This is a genomic window from Kineosporia sp. R_H_3 (assembly GCF_002198675.1).
Taxonomy (GTDB): Bacteria; Actinomycetota; Actinomycetes; order Actinomycetales; family Kineosporiaceae; genus R-H-3.
This window is the reverse complement of sequence record NZ_MWLL01000121.1, coordinates 1-26,868: the sequence shown is the minus strand read 5'-3', so window position 1 is coordinate 26,868 and position 26,868 is coordinate 1. Positions and strand designations below refer to the sequence as shown.

The 26,868-nt window shown below is 75.5% G+C and carries 25 protein-coding genes; 10 read left to right on the top strand and 15 right to left on the bottom strand.

Annotated elements, in window-relative coordinates; translation table 11 throughout:
- Positions 1 to 156: 156 nt before the first annotated feature.
- Together ECOMGDLI_RS12120 and ECOMGDLI_RS12115 are read left to right on the top strand one after the other, a co-directional pair.
- Positions 157 to 963, top strand: a complete 807-nt coding sequence (locus ECOMGDLI_RS12120) for a CoA transferase subunit A (protein ID WP_088317093.1) — start codon at positions 157 to 159, stop codon at positions 961 to 963.
- 1 nt (position 964) lies between these two features.
- Positions 965 to 1,627, top strand: a complete 663-nt coding sequence (locus ECOMGDLI_RS12115) for a CoA transferase subunit B (RefSeq protein WP_088317092.1) — start codon at positions 965 to 967, stop codon at positions 1,625 to 1,627.
- A gap of 15 nt (positions 1,628 to 1,642) precedes the next feature.
- Here the strand turns inward: ECOMGDLI_RS12115 and ECOMGDLI_RS12110 are convergent, their stop codons facing one another.
- The 3 genes from ECOMGDLI_RS12110 to ECOMGDLI_RS12100 form a co-directional block, all read right to left on the bottom strand.
- Positions 1,643 to 2,635, bottom strand: a complete 993-nt coding sequence (locus tag ECOMGDLI_RS12110) for a glycosyltransferase family 2 protein (RefSeq protein ID WP_088317091.1) — start codon at positions 2,633 to 2,635, stop codon at positions 1,643 to 1,645.
- A gap of 50 nt (positions 2,636 to 2,685) precedes the next feature.
- The gene (locus ECOMGDLI_RS12105) at positions 2,686 to 3,591 is read right to left on the bottom strand and encodes a hypothetical protein (RefSeq protein ID WP_088317090.1); all 906 of its coding nucleotides are present in this window, start codon (positions 3,589 to 3,591) and stop codon (positions 2,686 to 2,688) included.
- 84 nt (positions 3,592 to 3,675) lie between these two features.
- On the bottom strand, positions 3,676 to 5,262 hold the full coding sequence (locus ECOMGDLI_RS12100) for an LCP family protein (protein ID WP_088317089.1): 1,587 nt from the start codon (positions 5,260 to 5,262) through the stop codon (positions 3,676 to 3,678).
- A 135-nt stretch (positions 5,263 to 5,397) separates the two neighbouring features.
- Between ECOMGDLI_RS12100 and ECOMGDLI_RS12095 the strand changes: the two genes are divergently transcribed.
- Positions 5,398 to 6,075, top strand: a complete 678-nt coding sequence (locus tag ECOMGDLI_RS12095; protein WP_088317088.1) for a response regulator transcription factor — start codon at positions 5,398 to 5,400, stop codon at positions 6,073 to 6,075.
- On the opposite strand, the gene ECOMGDLI_RS12090 is transcribed toward ECOMGDLI_RS12095, so the two are convergent.
- The 5 genes from ECOMGDLI_RS12090 to ECOMGDLI_RS12070 form a co-directional block, all read right to left on the bottom strand.
- The gene (locus ECOMGDLI_RS12090) at positions 6,048 to 7,535 is read right to left on the bottom strand and encodes a cell wall metabolism sensor histidine kinase WalK (RefSeq protein ID WP_143447669.1); all 1,488 of its coding nucleotides are present in this window, start codon (positions 7,533 to 7,535) and stop codon (positions 6,048 to 6,050) included. The two genes, ECOMGDLI_RS12095 and ECOMGDLI_RS12090, sit on opposite strands and share 28 nt — an antisense overlap.
- A 14-nt stretch (positions 7,536 to 7,549) precedes the next feature.
- Complete coding sequence (locus tag ECOMGDLI_RS12085) at positions 7,550 to 8,689, bottom strand: glycosyltransferase family 4 protein (protein WP_088317086.1); 1,140 nt, start codon at positions 8,687 to 8,689, stop codon at positions 7,550 to 7,552.
- Positions 8,686 to 9,732 carry a lysylphosphatidylglycerol synthase domain-containing protein gene (locus ECOMGDLI_RS12080; protein ID WP_158220983.1) on the bottom strand — a complete coding sequence of 349 codons (1,047 nt, stop codon included), beginning with the start codon at positions 9,730 to 9,732 and terminating at the stop codon, positions 8,686 to 8,688. The genes ECOMGDLI_RS12085 and ECOMGDLI_RS12080 overlap by 4 nt, the downstream gene beginning before the upstream one ends.
- A 97-nt stretch (positions 9,733 to 9,829) precedes the next feature.
- The gene (locus ECOMGDLI_RS12075) at positions 9,830 to 11,026 is read right to left on the bottom strand and encodes a glycosyltransferase family 4 protein (RefSeq protein ID WP_088317084.1); all 1,197 of its coding nucleotides are present in this window, start codon (positions 11,024 to 11,026) and stop codon (positions 9,830 to 9,832) included.
- Positions 11,023 to 12,114 carry a lysylphosphatidylglycerol synthase domain-containing protein gene (locus ECOMGDLI_RS12070; RefSeq protein WP_158220982.1) on the bottom strand — a complete coding sequence of 364 codons (1,092 nt, stop codon included), beginning with the start codon at positions 12,112 to 12,114 and terminating at the stop codon, positions 11,023 to 11,025. Before ECOMGDLI_RS12070 ends, ECOMGDLI_RS12075 begins: the two co-directional genes overlap by 4 nt.
- A 198-nt stretch (positions 12,115 to 12,312) precedes the next feature.
- On the opposite strand from ECOMGDLI_RS12070, the gene ECOMGDLI_RS12065 reads away from it, so the two are divergent.
- Positions 12,313 to 13,113: a PIG-L family deacetylase gene (locus ECOMGDLI_RS12065; RefSeq protein ID WP_088317082.1), complete on the top strand. Its 801-nt coding sequence runs from the start codon at positions 12,313 to 12,315 to the stop codon at positions 13,111 to 13,113.
- Between the two features lie 31 nt (positions 13,114 to 13,144).
- On the opposite strand, the gene ECOMGDLI_RS12060 is transcribed toward ECOMGDLI_RS12065, so the two are convergent.
- Both ECOMGDLI_RS12060 and ECOMGDLI_RS12055 read right to left on the bottom strand, forming a co-directional pair.
- A complete protein-coding gene (locus tag ECOMGDLI_RS12060; protein ID WP_088317081.1) occupies positions 13,145 to 14,332 on the bottom strand; it encodes an acyl-CoA desaturase in 1,188 nt (395 codons plus the stop codon).
- A 70-nt stretch (positions 14,333 to 14,402) separates the two neighbouring features.
- The gene (locus ECOMGDLI_RS12055) at positions 14,403 to 15,476 is read right to left on the bottom strand and encodes a ferredoxin reductase (RefSeq protein ID WP_198954791.1); all 1,074 of its coding nucleotides are present in this window, start codon (positions 15,474 to 15,476) and stop codon (positions 14,403 to 14,405) included.
- A gap of 83 nt (positions 15,477 to 15,559) precedes the next feature.
- Between ECOMGDLI_RS12055 and ECOMGDLI_RS12050 the strand changes: the two genes are divergently transcribed.
- Genes ECOMGDLI_RS12050 through ECOMGDLI_RS12040 form a run of 3 tightly spaced genes read left to right on the top strand, consistent with a single transcriptional unit; the run spans position 15,560 to position 18,218 of the window.
- Complete coding sequence (locus ECOMGDLI_RS12050; protein WP_088317080.1) at positions 15,560 to 16,855, top strand: CdaR family transcriptional regulator; 1,296 nt, start codon at positions 15,560 to 15,562, stop codon at positions 16,853 to 16,855.
- A 28-nt stretch (positions 16,856 to 16,883) separates the two neighbouring features.
- Positions 16,884 to 17,777, top strand: coding sequence for a hypothetical protein (locus ECOMGDLI_RS12045; RefSeq protein WP_088317079.1), 894 nt, complete (start codon positions 16,884 to 16,886; stop codon positions 17,775 to 17,777).
- Between the two features lie 54 nt (positions 17,778 to 17,831).
- Entirely contained in the window at positions 17,832 to 18,218 is a 387-nt protein-coding gene (locus tag ECOMGDLI_RS12040; protein ID WP_198954790.1) for a TraR/DksA C4-type zinc finger protein, read from the top strand.
- Between the two features lie 22 nt (positions 18,219 to 18,240).
- Here ECOMGDLI_RS12040 and ECOMGDLI_RS12035 read toward each other — a convergent pair whose 3' ends face one another.
- Positions 18,241 to 19,308 carry a hypothetical protein gene (locus tag ECOMGDLI_RS12035; RefSeq protein ID WP_088317078.1) on the bottom strand — a complete coding sequence of 356 codons (1,068 nt, stop codon included), beginning with the start codon at positions 19,306 to 19,308 and terminating at the stop codon, positions 18,241 to 18,243.
- 135 nt (positions 19,309 to 19,443) lie between these two features.
- On the opposite strand from ECOMGDLI_RS12035, the gene ECOMGDLI_RS12030 reads away from it, so the two are divergent.
- Positions 19,444 to 19,824 (top strand): cupin domain-containing protein, encoded by a 381-nt coding sequence (locus ECOMGDLI_RS12030; protein ID WP_088317077.1) that lies wholly within the window; start codon positions 19,444 to 19,446, stop codon positions 19,822 to 19,824.
- A gap of 12 nt (positions 19,825 to 19,836) precedes the next feature.
- Here ECOMGDLI_RS12030 and ECOMGDLI_RS12025 read toward each other — a convergent pair whose 3' ends face one another.
- From ECOMGDLI_RS12025 to ECOMGDLI_RS12015, 3 genes are all read right to left on the bottom strand, one after another.
- Entirely contained in the window at positions 19,837 to 20,865 is a 1,029-nt protein-coding gene (locus ECOMGDLI_RS12025; RefSeq protein WP_088317076.1) for a hypothetical protein, read from the bottom strand.
- A 24-nt stretch (positions 20,866 to 20,889) separates the two neighbouring features.
- Entirely contained in the window at positions 20,890 to 22,065 is a 1,176-nt protein-coding gene (locus tag ECOMGDLI_RS12020; protein WP_088317075.1) for an acyl-CoA dehydrogenase family protein, read from the bottom strand.
- A gap of 98 nt (positions 22,066 to 22,163) precedes the next feature.
- The gene (locus ECOMGDLI_RS12015) at positions 22,164 to 23,150 is read right to left on the bottom strand and encodes an LLM class F420-dependent oxidoreductase (RefSeq protein ID WP_088317074.1); all 987 of its coding nucleotides are present in this window, start codon (positions 23,148 to 23,150) and stop codon (positions 22,164 to 22,166) included.
- Between the two features lie 172 nt (positions 23,151 to 23,322).
- On the opposite strand from ECOMGDLI_RS12015, the gene ECOMGDLI_RS12010 reads away from it, so the two are divergent.
- Positions 23,323 to 24,672, top strand: a complete 1,350-nt coding sequence (locus ECOMGDLI_RS12010; protein ID WP_088317073.1) for a UDP-glucose/GDP-mannose dehydrogenase family protein — start codon at positions 23,323 to 23,325, stop codon at positions 24,670 to 24,672.
- 158 nt (positions 24,673 to 24,830) lie between these two features.
- Here the strand turns inward: ECOMGDLI_RS12010 and galE are convergent, their stop codons facing one another.
- Positions 24,831 to 25,820: a UDP-glucose 4-epimerase GalE gene (galE, locus tag ECOMGDLI_RS12005; RefSeq protein ID WP_088317072.1), complete on the bottom strand. Its 990-nt coding sequence runs from the start codon at positions 25,818 to 25,820 to the stop codon at positions 24,831 to 24,833.
- 317 nt (positions 25,821 to 26,137) lie between these two features.
- Here galE and ECOMGDLI_RS12000 point away from each other — a divergent pair, with 317 nt between their 5' ends.
- A complete protein-coding gene (locus ECOMGDLI_RS12000; protein ID WP_088317071.1) occupies positions 26,138 to 26,581 on the top strand; it encodes a CoA-binding protein in 444 nt (147 codons plus the stop codon).
- Positions 26,582 to 26,868: the final 287 nt, after the last annotated feature.

Sequence of the window (26,868 nt, the reverse complement as noted above, 5' to 3'; positions counted from 1 at the left end):
CCGACCACCGCTGCCGCCGACGTCCCGGCCGTCCCGGTGTGACGAGGACCCTCCTGCCCGGGCCGGGGCCGCCCGGTTAGAGTCCCTTCGACCGCAGCGGTGCCGCCGTCCGCACGACGCGACACCGCAGGCCCCCGGACACGAGGACGTGAACGCATGGACAAGGTGGTCCGTGACGCGGCGGACGCCGTCGCCGACATCGGTGACGGGTCGTCCCTGTCGGTCGGGGGGTTCGGCCTGTGCGGGATCCCGAGCGTGCTCATCGCGGCCCTGCACGACGCGGGCGCGAAGGACCTCGAGGTGGTCTCGAACAACTGCGGGGTGGACGGCGCGGGCCTGGGCATCCTGCTCGGGGCCGGGCGGATCCGCCGGGTCGTGGCGTCGTACGTGGGCGAGAACAAGGAGTTCGCGCGGCAGTACCTCGCCGGTGAGCTCGAGGTCGAGCTGACCCCGCAGGGCACGCTCGCGGAGCGGCTGCGCGCGGGCGGGTCGGGGATCCCGGCGTTCTACACCGCGACCGGGGTCGGCACCCAGGTCGCCGACGGCGGGCTGCCCTGGCGGTACGCCGCCGACGGGTCGGTGTTCGTCGCGTCGCCGGCGAAGGAGACCCGGGCGTTCGCCACCTCCGACGGTGCGGGCGGTTCGGTCGAGAGGACGTTCGTGATGGAGCGGGCGATCGTCACCGACTTCGGGCTGGTCCGGGCCTGGAAGGGCGACCGGCACGGCAACCTCGTGTTCCACGAGTCGGCGCGCAACTTCAACCCGCTCACCGCGATGGCGGCCCGGGTCGCGATCGCCGAGGTCGAGGAGCTCGTCGAGCCCGGCGAGCTCGACGCGGATGCGATCCACCTGCCGGGGATCTACGTGCAGCGGGTCGTCCCGCTCACGCCGGAGCAGGCCGCGGACAAGAAGATCGAGAAGCGCACCGTGCGTCCCCGCCCCACCACCGCCCAGGAGTCGTGACATGGCGCTGACCCGTGAGCAGATGGCGGCCCGCGCCGCGGCCGAGCTGTCCGACGGCTCGTACGTCAACCTCGGCATCGGCCTGCCGACGCTCGTGCCGAACTACGTGCCCGACGGCGTGGAGCTCGTCCTGCAGTCCGAGAACGGCATCCTCGGCTTCGGCGCCTACCCGTACGAGGGCGAGGAGGACCCGGACCTCATCAACGCCGGCAAGGAGACCGTGACGCTGCGGCCCGGGGCGTCGTTCTTCGACTCCGCGACGTCGTTCGGGATGATCCGCGGCGGCAAGGTCGACGCCGCGATCCTCGGCGCGATGCAGGTCTCGGCCGGCGGCGACATCGCGAACTGGATGATCCCCGGCAAGATGGTCAAGGGCATGGGCGGCGCGATGGACCTCGTCCACGGCGCCAAGCGGGTCGTCGTCCTCATGGAGCACGTCGCCAAGGACGGCACCCACAAGGTGCTCGACCGCTGCACGCTGCCGCTCACCGGCAGCGGTGTGGTCGACCGGGTCATCACCGACCTCGCCGTCCTCGACGTCACGCCGTCCGGCTTCGTCCTGCGCGAGGTCGCCCCGGGCGTCACGACGGACGACGTCCTCGCCGCGAGCGGGGCGCGGGTCGAGGTGCCCGCGGGGGTCACGCAGATCGCCGTCGCGGTCTGAGCCGCGGTCGCCCCGCTACGGCCGGGGCGTGGCCACGGCGCCGCGCCGCCCGAGCGAGGACGGGCTCGTGAGGAACCCCGTCCCCCAGGCGAGGTGCATCGTCGCGTACACGAGCGGGAGCGCGGCCCGGGCCCGCAGCGGCAGCCCGCCCCACGTGAGGAGCGTGCCGAGCGCGACCGCGCCGGCGTAGCCGAGCGGCAGCACGAGCGCCCACGGCCAGAACGGCGCGACGACGAGGCCGGCGAGGACGCCCAGGGTGGCCAGCGGCGCCGCGAGGTAGCGCGCCGTGAGGGTTCCCGGGTTCTGCCGGACGACGACCCGCCGCCAGCGGCCGTAGTCGAGGTACTGCCGGGCGAGCGCCTGCAGCGTCGGCCGGGGCCGGTAGGTCACCGACAGCTCGGGGGTGAACCACACGAGCCCGCCGCCCTCGCGGATGCGGTGGTTGAGCTCCCAGTCCTGCGCGCGGACGAACGCGGGGTCGTACCCGCCGTGCTTCTCGAGCACCTCGCGGCGGAAGACCCCGAGGTAGACGGTGTCCGCCGGGCCGGCCTCGCCGCCGGTGTGGAACCGCGCTCCCCCGACCCCGAAGCGGGACGTCATCGCCCGGGCGACGGCCTGCTCGAAGGGCGTGACCCCCTCGGCCGCCATGAGGCCGCCGACGTTCGCGGCGCCGGTCTCGTCCATGACGCGGACCGCCGTCCGGACGTAGCCCTGCGCGAGCAGCCCGTGCCCGTCGACCCGCACCACGACCGGGTGGGTCGACGCGGCGATCGCGGCGTTGAGCCCGTCCGGGGTCCTCCCCGTCGGGTTGCGCACGAGCCGCACCCGCGGGTCGGCCGCGGCGAGCCGGGCGGCGACCTCGTCGGTGCGGTCCTTCGACGGGCCGAGCGCGAGCACGACCTCGAGATCGCCGGGGTAGTCCTGCTCGAGGATCCGCGCGACGGCGTCCGAGAGGTGTCGTTCCTCGTTGAGCACGGGCACGACGACGGAGACGGGCGGGCTGGACATCAGCACCGAACGGTAGCCGACCCGGATGTGCGCCGTGCCACGCGACGGGTTCAGGCGTCGGGCAGGAGGTCCTCGAAGGCCCGTGCGGTCATGACGGCGCGCATCGCCGTCGCGAGATCGGTGCCGGCGGCGAGACGGTGCGCGACGCCCGCCGTCTCCGGCCGGATCCCGAAGCGCTCCACGAGGGCGACGGTGAGCGCCTGCTCGATGCCCTGCTCGATGCCCTGCTCGATGCCCTGCTCCCGGGCACGGTCCTGGATCAGCCGGCCGAAGTCGGTCTGCTCGTAGAAGTCGGCGATGCTCTCGACGGTCATCCCGGCCTCCCTTCTGATCTTCTCGATGGTAACCGGATGGAGGCGGATCGTCGCCAGGACGGCGGCGGCGTCGAGCAGCTCGACGGTGCGGTCCCCGGCGCCGTCCCGGATCGTCCGCAGCGCACGGCCGAGGGCCACCGCCCGCTCGTCCGCCGTCCCCCGTCCCAGCACGGCGAGCGGGGCGCTCGCCGGGGTCGCGAGCAGCAGCTCCGGTGCGACGTCCCGGAGGTAGACCACCCGGCAGCCGAGCCGGAACCCGCCGTCGACCGGGGAGTCGACCGAGTCGACGACGCCGTCGCCCAGGACGACGACGACCTGCTCGAGGTGGTCCTGCGGGTAGGCGTCCATGACCGCGCCGCGGTAGCGGAGCATCCGCCGGGCGAGCCCGGCCTCGCCACGACGCTGGTACTCGACGTGGAGGAGCCGGCCCGGGCCGACCCGGACGAGCAGGTCGGCGTCGAGGTCACCGGACGGGAACCGGCTCGCGAGGACGGGCACAGCGCCGTCGACCGGTTCGACGTCGACCCCGAGGACCCGGCAGAAGCCGGGGAGGTCCGCCGCGACGAGCCGGCGCATCGCGCGGTCGAAGACGGGGCCGGCCCGGCCGGCCGGGCCGGTGTCGTCGGTGGGTGGCTCCTGCACGCGTGGATCATGGCAGCGCCCACGGACGGGGTGCGTCCGTCGTCCACAGGCGCTCGTCGTCCACAGGCGACAGGGCGCCGGCCGTCAGGCCGCGCAGACGCTGCTGACGTCCGTGCCGGAGGCCGCGGTGTCGGTGCCGGGTGCGGACGGCGAACGCGGCGTGGCCGCCGCCCCCGGTGCGGCCGACGCGGCCCGCGACGGCTTCGGCGCGGTCTTCGCTGCCGGTCCGGAGGCGGCCGCCGACGGGGCTCCGCCGGCCGCGGCGAAGGCCTTGTCGTCGGCCTCGGCGGCGGTCACCGCGGCCGCGACCCGCGACCGGACGAGCGCGAAGTCGGGGTGCGACGGCGTGACGATGGGCGGCACGAACTGCACGCTCGTGATCGTGCGCCGCTTGCCCTTGAGCCCGAGGTCGAGGAACGTCCCGAGGTCGGAGGCCGGGATGTCGGTGCTCACGACCTGCTTGCTCGCCGCGGCGACCTTCTGGAAGCGCGCGAGCAGCGTGCCGGGGTCCATCTGGCCGGCCATCGCCGTCATGACGCAGCGCTGGCGCTGCATCCGCTCGTAGTCCGACGACCCGTGCCGGGACCGGGCGTACCAGAGCGCGTGCCAGCCGTCGAGGTGCTGCCGCCCGGGCTCGATGTAGCCGACGACCTTCGACGTCCCGCCGCCGATCGGCACCCGGCCCTTGACCGTGAGGTCGATGCCGCCCATCGCGTCGACGACTGCCCGGAACCCGTGGAGGTCGATGAGCACGTAGTACGAGACGTCGAGGCCGGTGACGCCGGCGACCGCCTGCTTCATCGCCTCGGCGCCGGGGTCCTTGGCGCCGGGGAACAGGTCCGGGTGCTGGCTGCCCCACGTGTACACCGCGTTGAGCAGGCACGAGTCGCCGCACGACCACCCGTTCGGCAGCGCCTTCGCCGCCGGGGTGCCCTTGGGGAACGGGATGTTCTGCATGTTGCGCGGCAGGCTGAAGAGCACGGTCCGGCCGGTCTCGGCGTCGACCGAGGCGAGGGTCACCGAGTCCGGCCGCAGCCCGATCCGGTCCGAGCCGGCGTCGCCGCCGAGCAGGAGCACGTTGTAGCGGCCCTTCGACGTCCCGGCCGCTTCGTTGCCGCCGAAGACGCCGCCGACGAGGTCGGCCGCCGCCCACAGCCGCCGTCCGACCATGACGAAGGGGACGGACGTCGCGATGACGAGGACGGCGGTCGCACCGGCCACCCAGCGCCGTGCGGTGACGGGCAGGTCGCCCGGGCGGCCGAGCCGCCAGGCGTCGACGAGCAGCCCGGGGACGGCGACGGCGAGCAGCACGCTGAGCAGCCCGGCCGCGGCGAGCACCGACGGCCGGGCGAGCAGCCCGAGGGCGAGCGAGCGGTCGGCGAACCACAGGACGGCGACGACCAGCAGGACGACGAGCAGCCCGGCCCAGACCCGCAGCGCCGACCGGCCGACGCGGCGGTCCCCGGCGACGAGCTGGGCGCTGCCGGGCAGGACGGCAGAGAGCACGAGGAGGGAGGCCGCACGCCGGACCCGCTGCTCGGTCGTGAGCCGCGCCGTCGCCGGCGGGACCGCGGCGGGCGCGGGGACGATCTCGAGGTCCACCTCCGGGTCGACCTGCGACCCGGGCGGTGACGTGCGGGCAGGGTGGAGCGACGGAGGTGGAGCGGCCATGCTCGGCAGTATCACCGTCGGTCGTCGGGACCCCTGGGACGCTGCCCGTCGTCGGCGCGTCCGGAATGCGGTGACTCGCAGAGACCCGGCGAGCACCCTCCGGGGCCATCACGCGCCGTGGGGAAGACTGCTGCCGTGCGCGTGCTGCTCGTGGAGGACGAGGTCGGTCTGGCCGAGACGGTCCGCCGCGGTCTGACCCGCGAGGGTTTCGTCGTCGAGGTCGTCCACGACGGCGAGGACGCGCTGTGGGCGGCCACCGAGCAGCCGTTCGACGTCATCGTCCTCGACATCATGATCCCGCTCGTCAACGGCTACCGGGTCGTCGAGGAGCTGCGCCGCCGCGAGGTCTGGACGCCGATCCTCATGCTGTCCGCCAAGGACGGCGAGTACGACCAGTCGGACGCGTTCGACCTCGGCGCCGACGACTACCTCACCAAGCCGTTCAGCTTCGTCCTGCTCGTCGCGCGGCTGCGGGCGCTGGCCCGGCGCGGCGCCCCGGAGCGGCCGACCGTGCTCACGGCCGGCGACCTGTCGCTCGACCCGGCACGGCACCGGGTGCTGCGCGGGGACGTCGAGCTGTCCCTCACACCCCGCGAGTTCGGCCTCCTGGAGTTCCTGCTGCGCCGCAAGGGCGACGTCGTGACGAAGACCGAGATCCTCCGCGCGGTCTGGGACCCGGCGTTCGACGGCGACGCGAACGTCGTCGAGGTCTACGTGCGGTACCTGCGGAAGAAGGTCGACGTCCCGTTCGGCCGGACGGCGATCCGCACCGAGCGCGGCACCGGCTACCGGCTCGACCCGGACGGCGGCTGACCGCCGTCCTCGTCGCCGGACCGGTCCGGCGGCCGGGACGGCAGCCGGACCTCGACCCGGCACCCGCCGCCCGCCGCGTCGCCGATCGTCACCGTGCCGCCGTGCGCGGTGACGAGCTCACGGACGATGGCGAGCCCGAGCCCGCTGCCGCCGCTCGTCCGGCCGCGGCTCGCGTCGAGCCGGACGAAGCGGCCGAAGACTCGCTCCCGCTCCTGCGGCGGGATCCCCGCCCCGTCGTCCTCGACGACGACGAGGGCGCCGTCCGGGTCGGGCGCCACGACGAGCCGGACGACGCCCCGCGCGTGCCGGGCCGCGTTGTCGCCGAGGTTCGCGACGACCTGGCGCAGCCGGGCGCGGTCCCCGCGGACCCGCTGCGGGACGACGACCCGCTCGACCCGCAGCCGGGGGTGGGCCGCCCGCAGCCGCAGCACCTCGCCGTCGACGACGTCGTCGAGGTCGACGTCCCCGGTCTCGAGGACGACCGCGTGCTCGTCGACCCGGGCGAGCAGGAGCAGGTTGTCGACGAGGCGGCCGATCCGGGCCGCCTCCGCCTCGAGCACCGGGGTGAGGTCGGCGAGCGTGGCGCCGCCGGAGTCCTCCCGGGCCACGTCGAGCACCGCCGAGATCGTCGCGACCGGGCTGCGCAGCTCGTGGCCGGCGTCGGCGACGAACCGGCGCTGCGCCGTCCGTGCGGCGTCCAGGCTCGCGAGCATGTCGTTCATCGTCACGGCGAGCCGGCCGATCTCGTCGCGGGCCGCCGGCACCGGGACCCGCTGGTCGAGCCGGCCGCGGGCGCCGATCTCGGCGACCTGGGCGCGGATCCGCTCGACGGGCCGCAGCGCCCGCCCGACGAGGGACCACGACGCGGCCGCGACGAGCGCGAGCAGCAGCGGGAAGCCGACGAGGAGCAGCACGAGGACCGTCGCGACCGACTGCCGCTGGGCCCCGATGGACTCCGCGACGACGACCCGGTAGTCCTGGCCGCCGGCCCGGACCGCGGACACGACGACGACGAACGGGCTGTCCCGGTCGAGCAGCGCGACGCGGCCGGTCCGGACCGGGGCGGTCACGCCGTCCGGCGGCACGAGCGAGGTGAGCGGGGCGTCCTGCGCCCGCTCGGTCGAGGCCGCGACGACCCGGCCGGCGCCGTCGACGACCTGGACGACCTGGCCGGGCCGGGTCGTGTCGACGAGGACGCCGGGCAGCCGGGCGACACCGTCGGCCCGGACGAGCGCCGCGACGTCCTCGGCACGGGCGATCGCCTCGCCCTCGACGTCGGCGACGAGCGTGCGCTGCAGGACGACGAGGAGCAGGACGACCCCGACGAGGATCGCGAGGCCGACGACGCCGACGACCGCCGCGACGGACCGGCCGCGGACCCCGCGCAGGAGCACCGAGCGCGGCGGCGCCGCCGGTCGGACCGGTGGTTCGGCCGCCGGTTCTGGACGGCGCCGGGCCATCGGACCTCCGGGGGTCAGGACACGCCCAGGATGCCCTGCGGCAGCGTCGCGGGCACCGGGCGGCGCGCCGCGGCGACGACGGCGGCGCCGTAGGTCTCCAGGCAGCCGCGGACGACGTCGTCCCAGCCGAGCCCGGTCGGGGTCGCCGCGTTGTGCGCGCGGACGGCGGCGAGCGCGACGGGGTCGGCGAGCAGGTCCGCGGTGGCGGCGGCGAGGCCGGCGTCGTCCGCGACGAGCCGGCCCTCGACGCCGTCGGTGACGAACTCGCCGACGCCCGCGGCGGCGAGCGCGACGACGGGCAGCCCGGAGCAGCGGGCCTCGAGCGCCGCGAGCCCGAACGACTCGAGCCGGGCCGGTGCGACGTAGACGTCCGACATCGCGTGCAGCGCCCGCACCTGCTCGCGGGTCAGCCGGCCGGGGAGCTCGACCCACCCCGCCATCCCGAGCGCCCGGACCCGCTGCCGGACGGCGTCGCGCTGCGGGCCGTCGCCGGCGATCACCGCGCGCAGCGGCACCTGCGGGTCGAGCCGGCGCCGCACCTCGGCGAGGACGTCGACGAGCGGGAGGACCCGCTTGCGGGCGGCGAACCGGCCGACCGACAGCACGGTCAGCGGCTCCCCCGGCAGGCGCTCCCGGGCGGGCAGCGCGGGCCAGGCCGCCGGGTCGACGCCGTTCGGCATGACCTCGACCCCCTGCGGCACGCAGGGCGCCAGGGCCTGCGCGGCGACCCCGCTGACCGCGGACCACACGACCGTGGGGCCGGCGAGGTGCGCGACGGCGCGCAGCCCCGTCGTCACGACCGCGGACCGCTGGACGACCGAGTGCATCGTCACGACGACCGGGACGCCGGCCGCGGCGGCCCGCCGGGCGGTGGTCCACGCGAGCGGGGAGACGATCGACGAGTGGCAGTGGACGACGTCCGCCGCCCCGAGGGCCGCGAGCGCCGCGGCCGGCAGGGCCGCCCAGCCGGCCCGGCCGAGCCGGACGACGGGCAGGTCGTCGGCGCGGTCCCGGCCCTGCGCCCCGGGCCGGGTCCCGGTGAGGACGACGACGTCGTGGCCGAGCCGGCGCTGCCGGTCGGCGAGGTCGTGGACGTGCAGCTCGATCCCGCCGAGGCGCGGCAGGTAGGTGTCGGTGACGTGGACGACCCTCATGCGGCGGCCCTCGCGGGGACGTCGCCCGCCGGGGCCGCGACGGCGGGCGGCCCGGCGGCCGGGCGTCGTCCGCGCAGCGCGAGCCAGCCGAGGGCGACCGCGGCACCGACGGGGATCTCGAGGGCGAACGTGAAGAGCCGGTAGAGCAGCGCGCCGGCCGCCGCGGCCGGGCCGAGCCCGGCCGCGGCGAGCACGGCGGCGACCCCGAGGTCGGCGACGCCGGCACCGCCTGGCGTGAGCGGCACGGCGGCCGCGACCCGCTCGACCCCGACCGCGGCGAGGACGACGACGAGCGGCGCCGGGTGCCCGAGCGCCCGCAGGCAGCCGTCGAGGAGCACGACGAGGAGCACGGAGTAGCCGGTGAGCCCGGCGACGAGCCGCGGCCAGGACCGCCGCGACGTGTCGAGGGCGAGCCGGCGGGCCTCGACGGCCCCGGCGGCGAACCGGCCGGCGAGGTCCGGACGGTGCAGGGCCCGGCCTGCGACCCGCCCGACCACCCGGCCGGCCGCGGCGGTGCGCCGCTGCGCCCCGGCGACGAGCACCCCGAGGACGGCGACGAGGGCGACCGGCGCGAAGAGGCCCCCACCGGCGGCGGGGGCCCCGCCCGGCCCGGCGAGCGACCAGGCGGCGAGCCCGGCACCGCCGACGGCGACCCGGCCGAGCGCCGTCCAGACGTTGCTCACCGTGAGGAACCCCGCGAGCCGGGCCGGGGCGAACCCCCACGACCGGGCCATCGCCGTCGTGAGGCCCATGCTCAGCGGCCCGCCCGCGGGGACGGCGTTCGCGACGGCGCTGCCGCCGAGGTTCAGCGCGAGCGCCTGCCGCGTGCTGAGGCCGGGCAGCGAGGCGGTGAGGACGAGGCTGTAGGCGAGCAGCCCCGCGCCCCACACCGCGGCGAGCAGCAGGACTCGACCGGGGTCGAGGCCGCCGACGAGGCCCGCGACGGCGTGCCACGACGTGCCGGTCGCACGCGGGACGAGGGCGACGGTCCCGGCCGTGGCCGCGAGGGCGGCCGTGCCGGCGAGCAGCGGGGAGGTACGCACCCCGGCACGGTGCTCCCCCGCTGCTGAGAGGCCGCTGAGACGCCGCTGCGGACGCTCCGCCGCGCCGGCACCGGCGAGCCGGGACGACTCGGACGCCTCACACGGTGCCCGCCGGTCGCACGGCCCGGGCCGGCACCGGCCGGGCACGGACCGGGGCCCGCCGCGCGATCGTCCCGGCGACGGCGTAGAGCGCGAGGCAGCGGGTCACGACGCCCGGCCACCCCAGAACGGTCGGGACGTCACGGTTGTGCGCGGCGATCCGGCGCCGCTGGACGCCGTCGGACACGAGGTCCGCGACGGCCCGGGCGAGCCCGGCGTCGTCGGCGGCGAGGCGGCCCTCGACGCCGTCGGTGACGAAGTCGGACACCCCGGCGGCGGCGAGCGCCACGACCGGCAGGCCGGCGCACCGGGCCTCGAGCGCCGCGAGCCCGAACGACTCCACGCGTGCCGGGGCGACGAAGACGTCGGCCCGCGCGTAGAGGTCCCGCAGCTGCGGCCGGGTGAGCCGGCCGGGCAGCTCGACCCACCCGGACATCCCGCGGGTCCGCACCTGCCACTCGACGAGCGGCCGCAGCGGGCCGTCCCCGACGACGACGGCGCGCAGCGGGACGTCGGGGCCGACGAGCCGGCGCACCTCGTCGAGGACGGCGACGAGCGCGAGCACGCGCTTGCGCGGCGCGAGCCGCCCGGACGCGACGACCGTGACCGGCCGCGCCGTGACGGACGACGGGCGGGCCGGCGCCCACGCCCCCGGGTCGATCCCGTTCGGCAGCACGTGCACCGGCCCCGGGACGACGGTCCGCAGCGCCTGCGCCGCGACCCGGCTCACGGTGCCCCAGGTGACCGCCGGGCCGACCGCGGCGACCGCCCCGCGCCAGGCGGCCCGGACGACGCCCGACGCCGGCAGCACGACGTGCACCATCGCGAGCACCGGCACCCCGGCGGCCGCGGCCTGCCGGACGGCGCTCCATGCGAACGGGGAGACGACGGACAGGTGCGCGTGGACGACGTCCGCCCCCGCGAGCAGCTCGCGCGCCAGCGGCGACCGGGTGTCGGGCAGCCGGACGACGCGGACGGCGCCCGCACCCCGCACGGCGTGCGCCCCTCGCGGGCGTGCGGTCCCCGGGGCGGCCGGCTCCCCGCAGGTCCGGCGGTCGACCGGCTCCTCCTCGGTCGCCGTGAGGACGACGACGTCGTGGCCGAGCGCGGCCTGCTCGTGGGCGAGGTCGCGGACGTGCAGCTCCTTGCCGCCGAGCACCGGCGCGTAGGTGTCGGTGACGTGGACGACCCTCATGCCGCACCCCCGGCCGCGCGGGCCGCGAGCGCGGGGCGGCCCGGCCGGGCGAGCTGCGTCAGCGCGAGCGGCGCGCCGACGGGCACCTCGAGCAGGTACGTGAAGACCCGGTAGAGCAGGGCGCCGGCCGCTGCCGCCGGAGCGGCCGCGGGCGCGGTGCCCGCGGCGAGGACGGCGACGAGCCCGAGCTCGGCGACCCCGCTGCCGCCCGGGGTGACCGGGACGGCGGTGAGCAGCCGCTCGAGCCCGACCGCCGCGCACACGGCGACGAGCGGTGCGGGGTGCCCGACCGCCCGCAGGCAGCCGTCGAGCAGGAGCACGAGGAGCGCGTTGTGCAGGAGCAGCCCGGCGACGACGCGCGGCCACGCCGTCCGGTTCGCGGCGAGCGCCTCGGCCCGGGTCGCGGCGACGACGTCCGGCCAGCGGCCACGGCGGCCGCCGGACGCGCGCCCGAGCAGCCCGGCCCCCCGGTCGACGACGCGGCCCGCGGTACCGGCGACGGCCCGGCAGGCCGGCTCGCTCGCGACGACGGCCCCGAGAGCGGCGAGCACCGCGACCGCCGGCAGCAGCACGGCGACCGGGTCCGCGAGCGGCGGCCCGCCGGGGCGGGCCAGCGCCCACCACGCGAGCGCCGCCGCCCCGAGGACGACCCGGCTCGCGCTCGACCACAGGGTCGTCACGGTGAGGTACGCGCCGAACCGGGAGGGGCCGAACCCCCAGCGCCGGGCCATCGCCGCGCACACGCCCATCGACGCCGCGCCGCCGAGCGGCACGAGGTTGCCGACCGCGCTGCCGCCGAGGGTCAGGGCGACCGCCCGCCCGGCGGACAGCCCCGGCAGCGCGGCGGTCTGGACGACGGCGTAGGCGCCGAGCCCCGCGACCCAGACGGCGGCCAGCCACGGCAGCCACGTGAGGTCCGTCCCGGCCGCGAGGCGCGTGACGGCGGGCCACGACGTGCCCGCGACGGCCGGCACCGCGGCGACGAGGGCGGCGGTGAGCCCGGCGAGACCGAGGCCGGCGAGCAGCCGGCGTCCGGCCCGCGGCAGCCGGGACGGCGGCGGCACGACCGGTGGCGAGGAGGCGTCCATGGGCCCACCGTGGTGGCCCGGACCCCTTGCGGGACAGGGCTTCCGACGAAGATCGGCAGATCCTCGCAGCGGACGTCGGCCCCTGGGTGCAGGGCCGCCCGGAGCGGGTACGACCATGGTCTGACCCGGGGTCGTCCCGTCCTCCCGTTCTCGGCGGCCGGCTCGCCCGGGGCCGCCGCGTGGTGCCAGGCTCGGGGCATGAGCTTCGTCCTCGTGTCGTTCCACGCCCACCCGGACGACGAGGCCCTCCTCACGGCCGGCACCCTGGCCCGCGCCGCCGCGGAAGGGCACCGCGTCGTCCTCGTGACGGCGACCGACGGCGAGGCCGGGCTGACGTCACCCGACCTCGCGGCCGCCGGTGCGCTCGGCACCCGCCGCCGGGCCGAGCTCGCCGAGGCCGCCGCGGCGCTCGGGGTGGCGCGCGTGGTCCACCTCGGGCTGCCGGACTCCGGCTTCGGCGACAGCGCGACCGGGGACCCGGGGGCCTTCTCCGCGCTCGACCCCGCGCAGGCCGCGGCACCCCTCGTCGAGGTGCTCCGCGAGGAGGGCGCCCATGTGCTCACGACGTACGATCCGTCGGGCGGCTACGGCCACCCCGACCACAAGCAGGTGCACGCCGTCGGGGCCGTCGCGGCCCGGCTCGCCGGCACCCCGAGCGTGCTCCAGGCGACGGTGCCGCGCGACCTGCTCGTGCGCGGCGCGCGGCTGGCCCGCGCCGCCCGGCTGCTCGACGCCTCGACGCTCGCCCGCCTCGGGGACGCCTACTGCGGCCGCGACGAGATCACGCACCGGGTCGACGTCTCGGCGTACACCGCGGCCAAACGGGCTGCGCTGCAGGCGCACGCGAGCCAGGCCGTAGCGGACGGCGGCACCCGCACGCTACGGCTGCTGCTCGGCCTGCCGGGCTGGCTGTTCGACCGGGTGCTGCGCTACGAGTGGTACGTCGACCCGGCCGGTGCGCCCGGCCGGGTCGACGACGTCTTCGCCGCGGTCCGCTGACCGGCCGCGGGCCGGTGGGAGTGGCTGACGGTCAGGCGACCGGCTCGAGCACCGTCTCCTGCTGCTGCGCGGGCACCGCGGGACGACGCCCGGTCGCCCGGCGGGCCTTGCGCGCCCTGCGCTTGTCGAGGTCGGCCTTCGTCGGCACCGACAGCCTGATGACCTTCCACCACGCGGACGCGACCTGCTTGGGCAGCGGGCCGCTGACGTACGTCAGGCCGTAGCGCTCGAAGAGCTCCTGCACCCGCGGCGCGACCTCGGCGTACCGGTTGCTCGGCAGGTCCGGGTAGAGGTGGTGCTCGATCTGGTAGCTGAGGTTGCCGGTCATGACGTGCATGAACCGGCCGCCGGTGATGTTCGCCGAGCCGAGCATCTGGCGCAGGTACCACTCGCCGCGGGTCTCGCCCTCGATGCTCTTGCGGGTGAACGTCTCGACGCCGGACGGGAAGTGGCCGCACATGATGACCGAGTGCGTCCACACGTTGCGGACGAGGTTCGCGACGGCGTTCGCGGCGAGCGTCGGCACGAACGACGGGCCGGACAGGGCCGGGTGCAGGACGTAGTCGCGCAGCACCTGCTTGCGGACCTTGCGGAGCACCTGCTTGCCCTTGGCCCAGGTCGCGGCCTTCTTCTCGGCCGAGGCCTTGCCGAGCGCGAACAGCTCGAGGTCGTACGCGGCGATCCCGTACTCGAAGACGAGCATGTTGAGGAAGTTGTAGAACGGCTGGCCGAGCAGCGCCGGCGACCACGGCTGGTCCTCGTCGACGCGCATGATCCCGTAGCCGAGGTCGTTGTCCTTGCCGAGCACGTTCGTCCACGTGTGGTGCAGCTCGTTGTGCGAGTGCTTCCAGTGCTCGGACGGCGTGACGTTGTCCCACTCCCACGTCGTCGAGTGGATCTTCGGGTCACGCATCCAGTCCCACTGGCCGTGCATGACGTTGTGCCCGATCTCCATGTTCTCGAGGATCTTCGCGATGCTCAGCCCGATCGTGCCGACGACCCACGCCGGCGGGAAGAGCGAGGCGAGCAGGACGGCGCGGCTGCCGAGCTCGAGGCGGCGCTGGGTCTTGATGACCTTGCGGATGTACTCGGCGTCGCGGGCGCCGCGGCTGCTCACGACCTCCTCGCGGATCTCGTCGAGCAGGCGGCCGAGCTCCTCGACGTCCTCGGGCGTGAGGTGCGCGACGGGGCTGACGGGCTTGTGCTGGATAGCGGTCACGGGAGGGTTCCTCCGGGGCAGTCAGTGGTCGTGCGGGACGGTCGGGCGGGCTGGTGGGGCCGGACGGCGCTCACACGTCGAGCGCGCACGGCCCGGCGGCCGCGCTGATGCAGGTCTGGACGAGGGCCGGGTCCTCGGCGGTGGCGGTCGTCACGACGCCGTTGCGGACGTCGCGGACCGAGCCCTCGGTGAGCGGGACGACGCACTGGAAGCAGATGCCCATCCGGCAGCCCGACGGCAGGAGCACCCCGCCGGCCTCACCGGCGGCGAGGAGGGTCGTCGCGCCGTCCGCCTCGAGCGTGACGCCGGCCCGGCCGTAGGTGACGGTGCCGCCGGTGCCGGGCTCGACGAGGACGGGCCGGAACCGCTCGGTGTGCAGCCGCTGCGTCCAGCCCTGTGCCTCGGCGGCGGCCGCGATCTCGTCGAGGAGGCCGTTCGGCCCGCACGCCCAGGTCTCGCGCTCGGCGACGTCCGGCACCAGGTCCGCGAGGGCGGCGGCGGTGAGCCGGCCCTGCGTCGCGGTGTGCCGCTCGACGAGCCGCAGCCGGCCCTGCGCCGCCCAGTCCCGCAGCTCCTCGGCGAACATGACGTCGTCGGCGGTGCGCGCCGAGTGCACGAGGACGACGTCGCGCAGGTCCGCGAGCCGGGTGCGGAGCATGCCGACGACCGGGGTGAGCCCGGTCCCGGCGGTGACGAAGAGGGTCTTGGCCGGGGCGACGTCCGGCAGCGTGAAGACGCCGTCCGGGCCGTCGACCTCGACGAGCGCACCGACCCGCACGGACTGCAGGTGGCTGCTCACCGCGCCGCCGTCGAGCGCGCCGACCGTCACGGTGAGGGTGCCGTCGGGCCTCTGCGGGCCGGTCAGCGAGTAGGAGCGCCACAGCCGCACGCCGTCGACGTCGACGCCGAGGCGCAGGTACTGGCCGGGCCGATGGCCGGGCCAGCGGAAGGCCGGCCGCAGCACGAGGGTCGTCGCGCGGGCGGTCTCGGGCCGGACGGCGACGACCTTGGCCCGCCGGGCGCCGGGGCGCATCGGGGCGACGATGTCGAGGTAGTCGGCCGGGACGAGCGGCGTGCACAGTGCCTCCGCGACCCTTCCGAGGGTCCGGGACAGGGTGCGTGTCCGCGTGCTGGTGCTCTCCACCGCTTCAGTCTTGGTGATCGTCAAGGTTAAACTCTCACCCTACGGACGTGGAGTTGCACGAACCGATTGTTCGGAGGGAACAGATGGACGGCGGGCTCGCGCTCGATCCGGCGATCGGCGAGTCCATGCGGGAGCGCCTGCAGGACGTCGCGGGCCGCACCGTGGACGCCGTCCGGGCCGGGGTCCCGGAGTACAGCGACCGGCTCGGCGACGGGGCGCTCAGCACGGGCCTGCGCGAGACGCTGGAGAGCTCGGTGCGGCTCGCGCTCGGCGGCTTCCTCACGATGGCCGAGCAGTCGGAGAGCCCCGACGCCGGGATGCCGCTGCGCCCGGTGCTCGACGCCGCGTACGCCCTCGGCCGCGGCGAGGCCCGGTCGGGCCGCACGATGGCCGCCCTGCTCGCGGCCTACCGGGTCGGGGCCCGGGTCGCGTGGCGGGAGTGGAGCGCGCACTGCGTCGAGCTCGGGATGTCCCCGGCGACGCTCGCCCGCTTCGCCGAGCTCGTCTTCGCCTACATCGACGCCCTCTCGGCGGCGAGCGTCACGGGCCACAGCGACGAGCTCGCCGTCACCGGCCGGGTCCGGGAGCAGTACCGGGAGCGGCTCGCGAAGGCGATCCTCGACGGCGAGCCCGAGCACCAGCTGCTCCCCCTCGCCCAGCGGGCCGAGTGGGACCCGCCGCAGACCCTCGTCGCGGTCGTCCTCTCCCCCGCGCAGGCCCGGTTCGCCCTCGCCCAGCTGCCGTCGGGCACGCTCCACCTGCCCGCGGACGTCGTCGGCGACCTCCTGGGCCACGGCACCGACGACCCGGACGACGACCGCGGGGCCGACGACCCGGACGCCGCGCTCGACGTCCTCCTCGTCCCCGCCGGGGCACCGGGCCGCGCCGGGCGGCGGGTCGCCCTCGACGCCCTGCGCGACCGGCCGGTCGTCGTCGGACCGGCCCGGCCCTGGGTGTCGGCGGCGGCGTCCCTGACCCGAGCCGTCCGGCTCCTCGCGCTGCACGGCCGGCACCGCGGGCTCCTCGACACCGAGACGCACCTCACCGAGCTCGTCCTCGGTGCCGACCGCGAGGCCCTGGCCGACCTGCGCGCCACGACCCTGGCCCCGCTCGACGACCTGCGCCCGGACGCCCGGCAGCGGCTCGTGGAGACGCTCCGGTCGTGGCTGCTCCACCAGGGCCGGCGGGACGACGTCGCCGCCCAGCTCGTCGTCCACCCGCAGACGGTCCGCTACCGCATGACGCAGCTGCGCCGGCTCTTCGGGGACACCCTCACCGACCCCGAGGGGGTGCTCGCGCTGACGGTCGCCGTCGGCCTGTCGGCAGGGCCGCCGACGCCGATCGTCCCGGCGCGCCGGGCGCCGTCCGGCGCAGGCTAGAAGGGTCTCACTGCTGGAGGTGGGGGTCATGGCCACGTGGACCGTGGACGCGGGCGCATACGCAGACTCGTTGGAGGACCGGGCCGGGAGGACGACGGACGCGGAGGGAATCCGGTCGCAGATCGCCGCCTTCAGGAAGGCCGAGCTCACCGGCCGGACGGCGTCCGGCCACCGCTACCTGCTCCCGGGGGCCCGCCGCGAGGCCGCCTGGATGCGGCTGCACACCCTGGAGGAGGAGGTCGCGCGGCTGTACCTCGACGACTCCGTCGTGGAGGAGGAGGCCAAGGACCACGTGGACCGCGAGCTGCCACCGGCCCAGCAGCGCATCTGGAACAAGAAGCTCACCGACTCCAGGCTCGGCACCGGGGCCCGCGAGGTCGCCGTCGACGCCCTGCACGCGGCGCACGAGGCCGCGACGGCGCGGCTGCGCACGGCGCACGCGTGGCGGACCGCGACGATGTCGCTCTCGGCCCTGCTCGTCGTGCTTGCCGGGAGTGCCGTGCTGGCCCAGTCCCGGCTCGAGAAGGACACCTTCGTCCCCAGCCCGGACGGCGTCGAGATGCCGGCGTGGACGCTCCTCCTCGTCGTCATGGTGGCCGGCGTCGTCGGCGCGACGCTGACCTCGCTGCTCACCGTCTACGCCCTCGGCCGCCGCGCCCCCAAGGACATCCGCTGGTTCGACCCGCGACCGGCACAGGTGACGGTCAAGCTGGCGACCGGGCTGTGGACCGCGGTGCTGCTCGTCTGGCTCGTCGGCGGCGGGCTCGTCACGGGCACCTACACCAGCCTGACGAGCGTGCTGATCATCGCCGTCATCGGCGGGTTCGCGCAGGAGAGCGTCACCCACCTGCTCGACAAGGTCGCCGACACCCTCGTCGTCCGCGAGGTGGACGACGGCTCTGCCGACAAGGGCAAGGCGTAGCCCGCGAGCCGCCCTGCCCTGCGGACGGGCACAGCCGTGACGCACGATGGAGCGGTGACGGACGGCGGCCAGGAGGAGATCGGCGGCGCGGCGCCTGCACGGGCGCAGCGGCAGCGGCTCGTGCAGGCGCTCGCGGAGAACGCCGACCAGGTCACCGACCTCGAGCAGCAGCACGCCCGGTTCGTCGAGGCGTCGAAGGACTCCAACGCGGACGACGAGCACGACCCGGAGGGTGCGACGATCGCGTTCGAGCGGGAGCAGGTCACAGCACTGCTGGATCGGGCCCGGAGCAGCCGCGCGGCGATCGAGCAGGCCCTCGCCCGCGTCGACGACGGGCGCTACGGGACCTGCGAGCGCTGCGGCGGGCCGATCGCCCCGGCCCGGCTCGAGGCCCGCCCGGAGGCGACCACGTGCATCGCGTGCGCCGCTGCGCGACGCTGAGCCGTCCGCACGCCCGCCCGTGTCACGACCGCAGGACCACGGCCTTCCCGTCGCGGACCACCACCTGCCGCTCGAGGGTCGTGCGCGTGACGGGGTTGTACCCGGTGACGTGGACGACGCCCGCGGCGTCCATCGTGCTCCGCTGCCGGAGGCGGTCGCCCTTGGCCACGTCGCCCCCGGGACCGACGATCGCCCTGAGGTCGGAGGTGCGGGTCACCGACCGGTGGTCGCGGGCCGCGCGCCGGTTCGCCGCCCGGGCGATGCTTCGTGCCTCCCGCGCGAGCCGGCGCGGGAGGTCGGCTGCCTCCAGCGCCAGGCCGAACTCCTCCTGGTCCACGGCCGACGCGTCGTCCGGCGGTGTGATGCGGGGGCTGGTGTACGTCCACGTCGTGATCGCACCGCCGTCGTCCTCCGTGGCGAAGCACTCCTCGCGCACCAACCGCTCCCGCCGCGGGTCAGCGCTGTCCGTGGTCCAGCTGCAGACGGTGCGCGGCGGGTAGGCAGCCTCCATGCTGAAGACCCGGCCGGACCCGACCTGCCGGACCTGCGCGTGCGACCACTCCGCCCGCGGGAACCCGAGGGGCCCGGCGGCGGCCGGCGACCTCAACCGGCGCCCCTTGAACGCGTCCTCCACCGGCCCGCCGTCCGTGGCGCCGGTCCTCGTCGGGCGGGGCGTCGCCCGGTCCCGACGCACCGCGAACCGCGCGTCCGGGCGGCCGAGGAACCCCAGCGCGGCCCGGTCCGCCTCCGTCCCCGTGATCACGAGGTACTCACCCCGACCGCCGACGAGGTACCAGGAGCCGCCGTAGTCGTCCCGGCCGAACGCGATGCGCCCGCGCAGGTCGACCTCGGACCGGCCCGGGGACACCCCGCGCTCCGTCACGGCGACGTACCCGTCGCTGCCCGCCCCGCGCCGTCCCGCAGCCAGCACCTGCGCGGTGAGGGACTCGACGGTCAGCGGGGTGGCGGTCGCCGTGGCCGTCCGCGTCCCGCCGACGGAGCCGCCCGAGGAGCACCCGGCGACGCAGGCGCACAGCAGCAGAGGCAGCAGCACCGGCCGGCGCGGCGTCCGGACCAGCCGTCTCATCATGTGATCGTCGTCGCAGCCGGACCACCGCGTCAACGCGCCGCGCACCACGTGCGTCGCGGGCGCCCGCTGCGCGACCCTGGGCCGAGGTCGCGCGACCGGCGCGGACCGTCACACCGACCTGACCGAGGAGCCGCCATGGACGTCCGACCGCTCGTCCGGCACGAGGACGACGTCCCGCTCGAACGCTGGGACGACCCGGTCCGCGGCCGGCTCGGGTTCCGCACCGCGTTCAGCGGCGACGTGACGGCGACCGTCGGCCTGACGACCGGGGTGGCGGTCCTGCGGCCCGGTGAGTGGCTCGGCCGGCACCGGCACACCCCGCCGGAGGTCTACTTCGTCGCCGAGGGCACCGGGACGGTCTCGCTCGACGGGGTGGAGCACACGCTGCGGCCAGGGTCGTCGGTGTACGTCCCCGGGGACGCCGAGCACGGCATCGTCAACGACGGCAGCGGGCTCCTGCGCTTCTTCTACGTCTTCCCGACGGACTCGTTCGAGGACTTCGACTACCGGTTCTGAGGCGTCACCGGCTCAGCGAACGGTCACCTGGCCCGCGACCGCCTTGCCGCCGCGCAGGACGACGAGGCACTCGAGGGTCTCGCGCGTGTAGGGGTTGCGGCCCGTCAGGTGGACGGTGCCCTGACCGTCGACGGTCGTCCTCAGCCGGAGGAGGTCCCGGCCGGCGACCTCCGACGACTGCTCCGCGAGCTTCTCGAGGTCGGCGACCCGCGTGCTGCGGTGCTCCTTCGCGGCGACCCGGTTGGCGGCCCGGGCGAACATCCGCGCGTCGTGCCGGAGCGTGTCCGGGAGCTCGGCGGCCACCGTCGCGTCGAAGAACTCCTGGAAGCCGACGACCGACGCGTCGTCGGGCAGGGCGACGACGGGGGTGGTGTACGTCCAGGTCGTCGGCGCCGGCTCGACCCCGGTGCCCACCTCGCACGTCGTCCGCACCAGCCGCCCGCGGGCAGGGTCCGGGCTGTCCGTGTGCCACGCGCAGGTCGCGCCGCTGTCGTCGTCCCGGAGCGTGTAGACGATGCCGTCCGGGCGCACGGTCCGGGCGGGCCCCGACCAGCTCCTGCGGTCCTGCGGACCGGCGTCCGCCGGCGAGTACGCCTGCGACGCCGCGGTCGACGGGCTGATCGTCGGGCCGATCGTGATCCGCGGGTCGGGGCTGAACGTGAACCGGGCGCCCGGCCTGCCGAGGTACTGCAGCGCGAGGCGGGTCCGCTCGGACCGGTCGACGGAGGAGTACCGGCCCTTCCCCGCGGCGAGGTAGACCGTGTCCTCGGCGCCGGTGGCGACGAGCCGGTGGGTCACGAGGTCGACCTCGACCCGCCGGCCGCCGCCCTCGGACCGGTCGAGGTCCACGACGTAGCCGCCGCCCTCGAGACCCCGTCGCCCCGCGGCCTCCACCTCCTGGGTCAGAACCTCCAGGCTCACCGCGGACGGCGTCGGCTCGGCGGTCCCCGGGTGCGGCGGCCGGTCCGCCCCGGCGCCACCGCAGGCGGCGAGCAGCGCAGGCAGCAGGACCAGAGCAGCGCACCACGACCCGGTCCTCATGCCTCCCATGATCGCGCCCGCTGCCTACTTGAGCAGTTGCCGCGCCATGACCATCCGCTGGATCTGGTTCGTGCCCTCGTAGATCTGGGTGATCTTCGCGTCGCGCATGAACCGCTCGAGCGGGTAGTCCTTCGTGTACCCCGCCCCGCCGAGGAGCTGGACGGCGTCCGTCGTCACCTGCATCGCGACGTCCGAGGCGTAGCACTTGGCGGCGGCCCCGAAGAACGGCAGGTCGGGGTCGTTGCGCTCGCTCTTGCTCGCGGCGACGTAGACGAGCTGGCGGGCGGCCTCGAGGGTCATCGCCATGTCCGCGAGCATGAACTGGATGCCCTGGAAGTCCGCGACGGCCTTGCCGAACTGCTTGCGCTCCTTGACGTAGGCGCATCCGTGGTCGAGCGCGGCCTGGGCGATCCCGACGGCCTGGGCGCCGATCGTCACCCGGGTGTGGTCGAGGGTGCGCAGCGCGATCTGCAGGCCCGCCCCGACGTCGCCGACGACGCGGTCGCCGGGGATCCGGCAGCGGTCGAAGAGGAGCTCGCGGGTCGGGCTGCCCTTGATGCCGAGCTTCTTCTCCGGGGTCCCGAAGGTGAAGCCGGCATCGGCCTTCTCGACGACGAACGCGGTGATGTTGCGCCCGCGAGGGCCGTCCGGGTCGGTCACCGCGAGCACCGTGTAGTACTCGCTGACACCGGCGTTCGTGATCCACGACTTCTGCCCCGAGAGCACCCAGTCGTCGCCGTCGCGGGTCGCCCGGCACCTCATCGACGCCGTGTCGCTGCCGGCCTCCCGCTCGGAGAGGCCGTAGGAGAACATCGCCTCGCCGCGGGCGACCGGCGGCAGGTAGCGGCGCTTGACGTCGTCCGAGGCCGCGAGGATGAGCGGCATCGTGCCGAGCTTGTTCACCGCCGGGATGAGCGAGGACGACGCGCAGGCCCGCGCGACCTCCTCGATGACGATGCACGTCGCGAGCGCGTCGGCACCGACCCCGTCGTACTCCTCGGGGATGTGCGGCGCGTGGAAGTCACCCGCGACGAGCGCGTCGAGCGCGTGCTCCGGGAACTCGCCGGTCTCGTCGACCTCGGCCGCGAACGGCGCGACCTTGTCGTCGCACACGGCGCGCACCGCCTCGCGGAGCGCCTCGTGGTCCTCGGGCAGGGCGAAGTGCGGGAACGCGGCGCGGGCGGCGTCGGCAGTCGTCATGGCACGAGGTTACGCACGGGTAGCCCCGCACAGCAGCCGCGACGTGTCGCGAATTTCACGTCCGACCTTCGGACGCCCAACCAACCGCCCGGCCGCCCTCAGAGCAGGTGCGGGACGACCTCGCTCGTGAACAGGTCGATGCCGCTCGTGTCGTACGCCGCCTCGGTGAAGTACGTGATCGCGTACGTCATGCCGGCCGCCTGCAGCTCGGTGAGCCGCTCGACGATCTGTTCCGGGGTGCCCACGAGCGGGCCGGTGCGGAACTGCTGCTCGGCGGCGGCGAGCTGCTCGGGCGCGAGGTAGGGCTCGTACCGGGCCCGCAGCGCCGAGAGCCGCTCCTCGACCTCGGCCTCGTCCCGACCGATGACGACGTTGTAGTTGGCGGACCGGACGATCTCGTCGTAGTCCCGCCCGACCTCCGTGCAGTGCCCGGCGAGCACCTCGGACTTGTGCCGGAAGCCCTCGAGGGTGCCGTCGAAGTTCGTGTACGCCGCGTACTGGGCCGCGATCCGCAGCGTCTTGCGCTCGCCGCCGCCGGCGATCCACAGCGGGACGCCGCCCGCCTGCAGCGGCTGCGGCCGGCAGATCGCCCCCTCGACCTGGTAGTGCTCGCCGGCGAACGTCGCCTCGCCCTCGGCCCACGCGCGCCGCATGATCTCGACGCCCTCGGCGAGCATCGCGATCCGGTCGCCGGCCGACGGGAAGCCGTAGCCGTACGCCGTCCACTCGTGCTCGTACCAGCCGGCGCCGATGCCCATCTCGGCGCGGCCGCCGGAGATGACGTCGACGGTCGCGGCGACCTTCGCGAGGTACATCGGGTGCCGGTAGCCCATGCACGTGCACATCTGCCCGAGCCGGACCCGCGAGGTCGCGACGGCGAGCGCGGACATGAGCGTCCACGCCTCGTGCGTCGCCTCCTGGGTGGGGACCGGGACGGTGTGGAAGTGGTCGTAGACCCAGACCGACTCCCACGGCCCCGCCTCGGCGAGGGCGGCGACGGCACGCATCGCCGCCCACTGCTCCTCCGGGGGGATGCCGACGAGGTCGAGGCGCCAGCCCTGCGGGACGAAGAGGCCGAATCTCATGGCGCCAAGGTACGCAGAGCGGGCACCGTCGCACCTCCCGGGACCGGACGACATGCGGGAGATGAACGCCGGACGGCCGGCTGTCGACGAGCAGGGTGGCTGACCGTGCGGCCCACATCACTGTTCGTTGATTCGGGCTCTCCGCCTCTGCGCGCCGGGCTAGTCTCGCCCGGTGCGAATCTCCGTCATGGGCTGTGGATATCTGGGGGCCGTGCACGCTGCATGCATGGCGGACTTCGGTCACGAGGTCGTCGGTGTGGACGTGGACGAGGCCAAGGTCAAGGACCTGCAGGCCGCGAAAGCGCCCTTCTTCGAGCCGGGGCTGCCCGAGCTCCTCGAGCGCGCCATGGGCTCCGGCCGGCTGACCTTCACGACCGACGTCACCGTGCTCTCCCGGCAGGCGGGCTCGCCCGAGGCCGACGAGCCGATGGTGCACTTCGTCTGCGTCGGGACGCCGCAGCGCAAGGGCGAGTTCGCGGCCGACACCTCCTACGTCGACGCCGCCGTCCGCAACCTGCTGCCGCACCTGCGCCCGGGCGACCTGGTCGTCGGCAAGTCGACGGTGCCGGTCGGCACCGCGGCCCGGCTCGCCGACCTCGTCGAGCCGACCGGCGCGATGCTCGCCTGGAACCCGGAGTTCCTCCGCGAGGGCCACGCCGTCGTCGACACCCAGCGACCGGACCGTCTCGTCTACGGCCTCCCCTCGGACCCGGCGACGGCCGCGGCCGCGAAGGCGCTGCTCGACGGCGTCTACGCCGACCCGCTGTCGCACGGCGTCCCGCTCGTCACGGCCGACTACCCGACGTCCGAGCTCGTGAAGACGGCGGCGAACGCCTTCCTCGCGACGAAGATCTCCTTCATCAACGCGATGGCCGAGGTGTGCGAGGCCGCCGGGGCCGACGTCACCCAGCTCGCGACGGCGATCGGCCACGACGACCGGATCGGCCCGAAGTTCCTCGGCGCCGGCCTCGGCTTCGGCGGTGGCTGCCTGCCCAAGGACATCCGCGCGTTCATGGCCCGCGCCGGTGAGCTTGGCGCCGACCAGGCGCTGACGTTCCTCCGCGAGGTCGACGCGATCAACATGCGCCGCCGGGTGCGGATGGTCGAGCTCGCCCGCGAGGTCGTCGGAGGCTCCTTCCTCGGCCGCAAGGTCGCCGTCCTCGGTGCCGCCTTCAAGCCGGACAGCGACGACATCCGCGACTCGCCGGCGCTCAACGTCGCCGCGCAGATCAAGCTCCAGGGCGCGGACGTCGTCGTCACCGACCCCGCGGCGATCGAGAACGCCCGCCGGGTCTGGCCGGAGCTGCAGTTCGCGACGACGGCCGAGGAGGCGTGCGCGAAGGCGGACGTCGTCCTGCTGCTCACCGAGTGGCGCGAGTACCGCGAGCTCGACCCCGCCAAGCTCGGCGAGATCGTCCGCGGCAAGCACGTGCTCGACGGCCGCAACGCCCTCGACCCGGCCGTGTGGCGCGGCGCAGGATGGACGTACCGCGCATTGGGTCGACCCCGCGCCGGCGACTGAGCGTCGTCGGCGCAGGCGTCCTCGTCGGGGTCTGACACCCCGAAGGACACGGCACAGACCACGGCACAGACCACGCGACACGGAACGGCCGGCCACCCTCGCGGCGGCCGGCCGTTCCGCTCGTTCTGCCCCGGACGTCCGGACGGCGGTCGTGCGGCTCAGGCGTCCGCGGGCTCGGCCTGCGCGCGCTGCCAGGCCTCCCAGGCGCTGGCGACCATGGCGTCGACGTCGTGCCGGTTCGCCCAGCCGAGGTCGCGGGCCGCGGCCTCGCCGCTCGCGACGATCCGGGCCGGGTCGCCCGGGCGGCGGTCGTGGATCTCGGGGGTGAACCCGATCCCCGTGACCCGCCGGACGGCGTCCATGATCTGCAGGACCGACAGTCCCTCGCCGCTGCCGAGGTTGTAGACCGGCTGCAGCGCGCGGCCCTCCTCGAGCGCGGTGGCCGCGGCGACGTGCGCGAGCGCGAGGTCCTGGACGTGCACGTAGTCGCGCACGCAGGAGCCGTCGGGCGTCGGGTAGTCGGTGCCGTTGACCCGCGGCGTCCGGCCCTCGGTGAGCGCCTTGAGCACGAGCGGGAAGAGGTTGTGCGGGCTCGTGTCGTAGAGGTCCGGGTACCCGGAGCCGACGACGTTGAAGTAGCGCAGCGAGGTGTGCGTCAGGCCGGTCACCCGCGCGACGTCCCGGACGAGCCACTCACCGATGAGCTTGCTCTCGCCGTACGGCGACTCGGGCCGGGTCGGGGTGTCCTCGGTGACGAGGTCGACGTCCGGGGTGCCGAAGGTCGCGGCGCTCGAGGAGAAGACGAGGCGGCCGACGCCCGCCGTGAGCATCCGGTCGAGGAGCACCTGCATGCCGGTGACGTTCTGCGTGTACGTGTGCAACGGTCGCTCGACCGAGACGCCCGCGTACTTGAAGCCCGCCAGGTGGACCACGCCCGTGACGGGGTCCCCGCTGCCCGCACCGAGGGCCGCGTCGACCGCGGCGGGGTCGACGACCGACCCCTCGACGAACGGCACGTCGTCGTGGACGAACCCGCGGTGCCCGCTCGACAGGTCGTCGAGGACGACGACCTCCCGGCCGGCGTCGCGCAGTGCGCGGACGACGTGCGAACCGATGTACCCGGCACCGCCGGTGACGCACCATCTCATGGTCCGAGCCTAGCCTCGCGGGCCGGTGCGCCAGGTCGGCCCGCGCCGTCAGGGGCCTGTCGACGGCGGCCCGGAGCCGATCCGGAGGGGCACCCGGACGGCGTCCCGGCGACGCGCGCGGCGCGGCGTCCCTGACATGTGATCCGCACCCCATGACACCGCGAAGTGTCGTCACGCTCCGTCGAACGAAGGGCGGCACACCGTCGCACGTGCCGGTGCACATGCAGGCGGGCGAGCACGGAACGCGACGGCGACGGAGGCGTCGCGCTGACCTGCGAGGTTCGGCGACTACGGGGGTGGGGATGCACACTGGGGGCATGACGAGCCCTGCCCGGCACCGCCTCCACGTCAACGACTCGGACGTCGTCCGCAGCCTGCTGGCCTCCCGGGGCAGTCGCTGGGCGGTCGTCGGCCTCTCCGAGAACCCGACGCGGGTCGCCTACCGGATCGGGCGCTACCTGCAGGACCAGCTCGGCATGGAGATCGTCCCCGTGCACCCGAAGGCGGACACCGTCCACGGCGCCCCCGGCTACCGCACGCTGGCGGACGTCCCCGGGCAGATCGACGTCGTCGACGTCTTCGTCCGCAGCGAGATCGCCGGCGGCATCGTCGACGAGGCGATCGCGGCCGGGGCCAAGGCCGTGTGGCTGCAGCTCGGGGTCGTCGACGAGGACGCCGCGGCCCGCGCGGCCGCTGCCGGCCTCGAGGTCGTCATGGACACCTGCCCGGCCATCGAGGCGCCGCGGCACGGCATCGCCTGAGCCGGACCGTGGAGCAGGACGTGAACCGATCGGTGCACCCGCGCGTCAGCACAGACATGCACGCCCCTGACGGACGACCCCGGGCAGCCCTCGTGACGGGCGGTCCCCGGCGATGAGCTCGAGCGGTGGCGGCCGCGGCCCGGACCCGGCCAAGCCGGGCACGGTGTACCGGTCCAGGCCGCGCATCTTCCGGCGCGGCAAGGACGGCATGGAAGGGCTGCGCGGCGGGCCCCCTCCCGCCGACGCGCCCGCCGCCGGCCCGGCGTCCGGTCCGGGGTTTCCCGCGC

Excerpts from the sequence above, each read along its gene's own strand:
- ECOMGDLI_RS12120 (WP_088317093.1), top strand. The coding sequence starts at position 157 with ATGGACAAGGTGGTCCGTGACGCGGCGGACGCCGTCGCCGACATCGGT.
- ECOMGDLI_RS12115 (WP_088317092.1), top strand. The coding sequence starts at position 965 with ATGGCGCTGACCCGTGAGCAGATGGCGGCCCGCGCCGCGGCCGAGCTG.
- ECOMGDLI_RS12110 (WP_088317091.1), bottom strand. The coding sequence starts at position 2,635 with ATGTCCAGCCCGCCCGTCTCCGTCGTCGTGCCCGTGCTCAACGAGGAA.
- ECOMGDLI_RS12100 (WP_088317089.1), bottom strand. The coding sequence starts at position 5,262 with ATGGCCGCTCCACCTCCGTCGCTCCACCCTGCCCGCACGTCACCGCCC.
- ECOMGDLI_RS12090 (WP_143447669.1), bottom strand. The coding sequence starts at position 7,535 with ATGGCCCGGCGCCGTCCAGAACCGGCGGCCGAACCACCGGTCCGACCG.
- ECOMGDLI_RS12085 (WP_088317086.1), bottom strand. The coding sequence starts at position 8,689 with ATGAGGGTCGTCCACGTCACCGACACCTACCTGCCGCGCCTCGGCGGG.
- ECOMGDLI_RS12075 (WP_088317084.1), bottom strand. The coding sequence starts at position 11,026 with ATGAGGGTCGTCCACGTCACCGACACCTACGCGCCGGTGCTCGGCGGC.
- ECOMGDLI_RS12070 (WP_158220982.1), bottom strand. The coding sequence starts at position 12,114 with ATGGACGCCTCCTCGCCACCGGTCGTGCCGCCGCCGTCCCGGCTGCCG.
- ECOMGDLI_RS12065 (WP_088317082.1), top strand. The coding sequence starts at position 12,313 with ATGAGCTTCGTCCTCGTGTCGTTCCACGCCCACCCGGACGACGAGGCC.
- ECOMGDLI_RS12050 (WP_088317080.1), top strand. The coding sequence starts at position 15,560 with ATGGACGGCGGGCTCGCGCTCGATCCGGCGATCGGCGAGTCCATGCGG.
- ECOMGDLI_RS12045 (WP_088317079.1), top strand. The coding sequence starts at position 16,884 with ATGGCCACGTGGACCGTGGACGCGGGCGCATACGCAGACTCGTTGGAG.
- ECOMGDLI_RS12035 (WP_088317078.1), bottom strand. The coding sequence starts at position 19,308 with ATGATGAGACGGCTGGTCCGGACGCCGCGCCGGCCGGTGCTGCTGCCT.
- ECOMGDLI_RS12030 (WP_088317077.1), top strand. The coding sequence starts at position 19,444 with ATGGACGTCCGACCGCTCGTCCGGCACGAGGACGACGTCCCGCTCGAA.
- ECOMGDLI_RS12025 (WP_088317076.1), bottom strand. The coding sequence starts at position 20,865 with ATGAGGACCGGGTCGTGGTGCGCTGCTCTGGTCCTGCTGCCTGCGCTG.
- ECOMGDLI_RS12020 (WP_088317075.1), bottom strand. The coding sequence starts at position 22,065 with ATGACGACTGCCGACGCCGCCCGCGCCGCGTTCCCGCACTTCGCCCTG.
- ECOMGDLI_RS12015 (WP_088317074.1), bottom strand. The coding sequence starts at position 23,150 with ATGAGATTCGGCCTCTTCGTCCCGCAGGGCTGGCGCCTCGACCTCGTC.
- galE (WP_088317072.1), bottom strand. The coding sequence starts at position 25,820 with ATGAGATGGTGCGTCACCGGCGGTGCCGGGTACATCGGTTCGCACGTC.
- ECOMGDLI_RS12000 (WP_088317071.1), top strand. The coding sequence starts at position 26,138 with ATGACGAGCCCTGCCCGGCACCGCCTCCACGTCAACGACTCGGACGTC.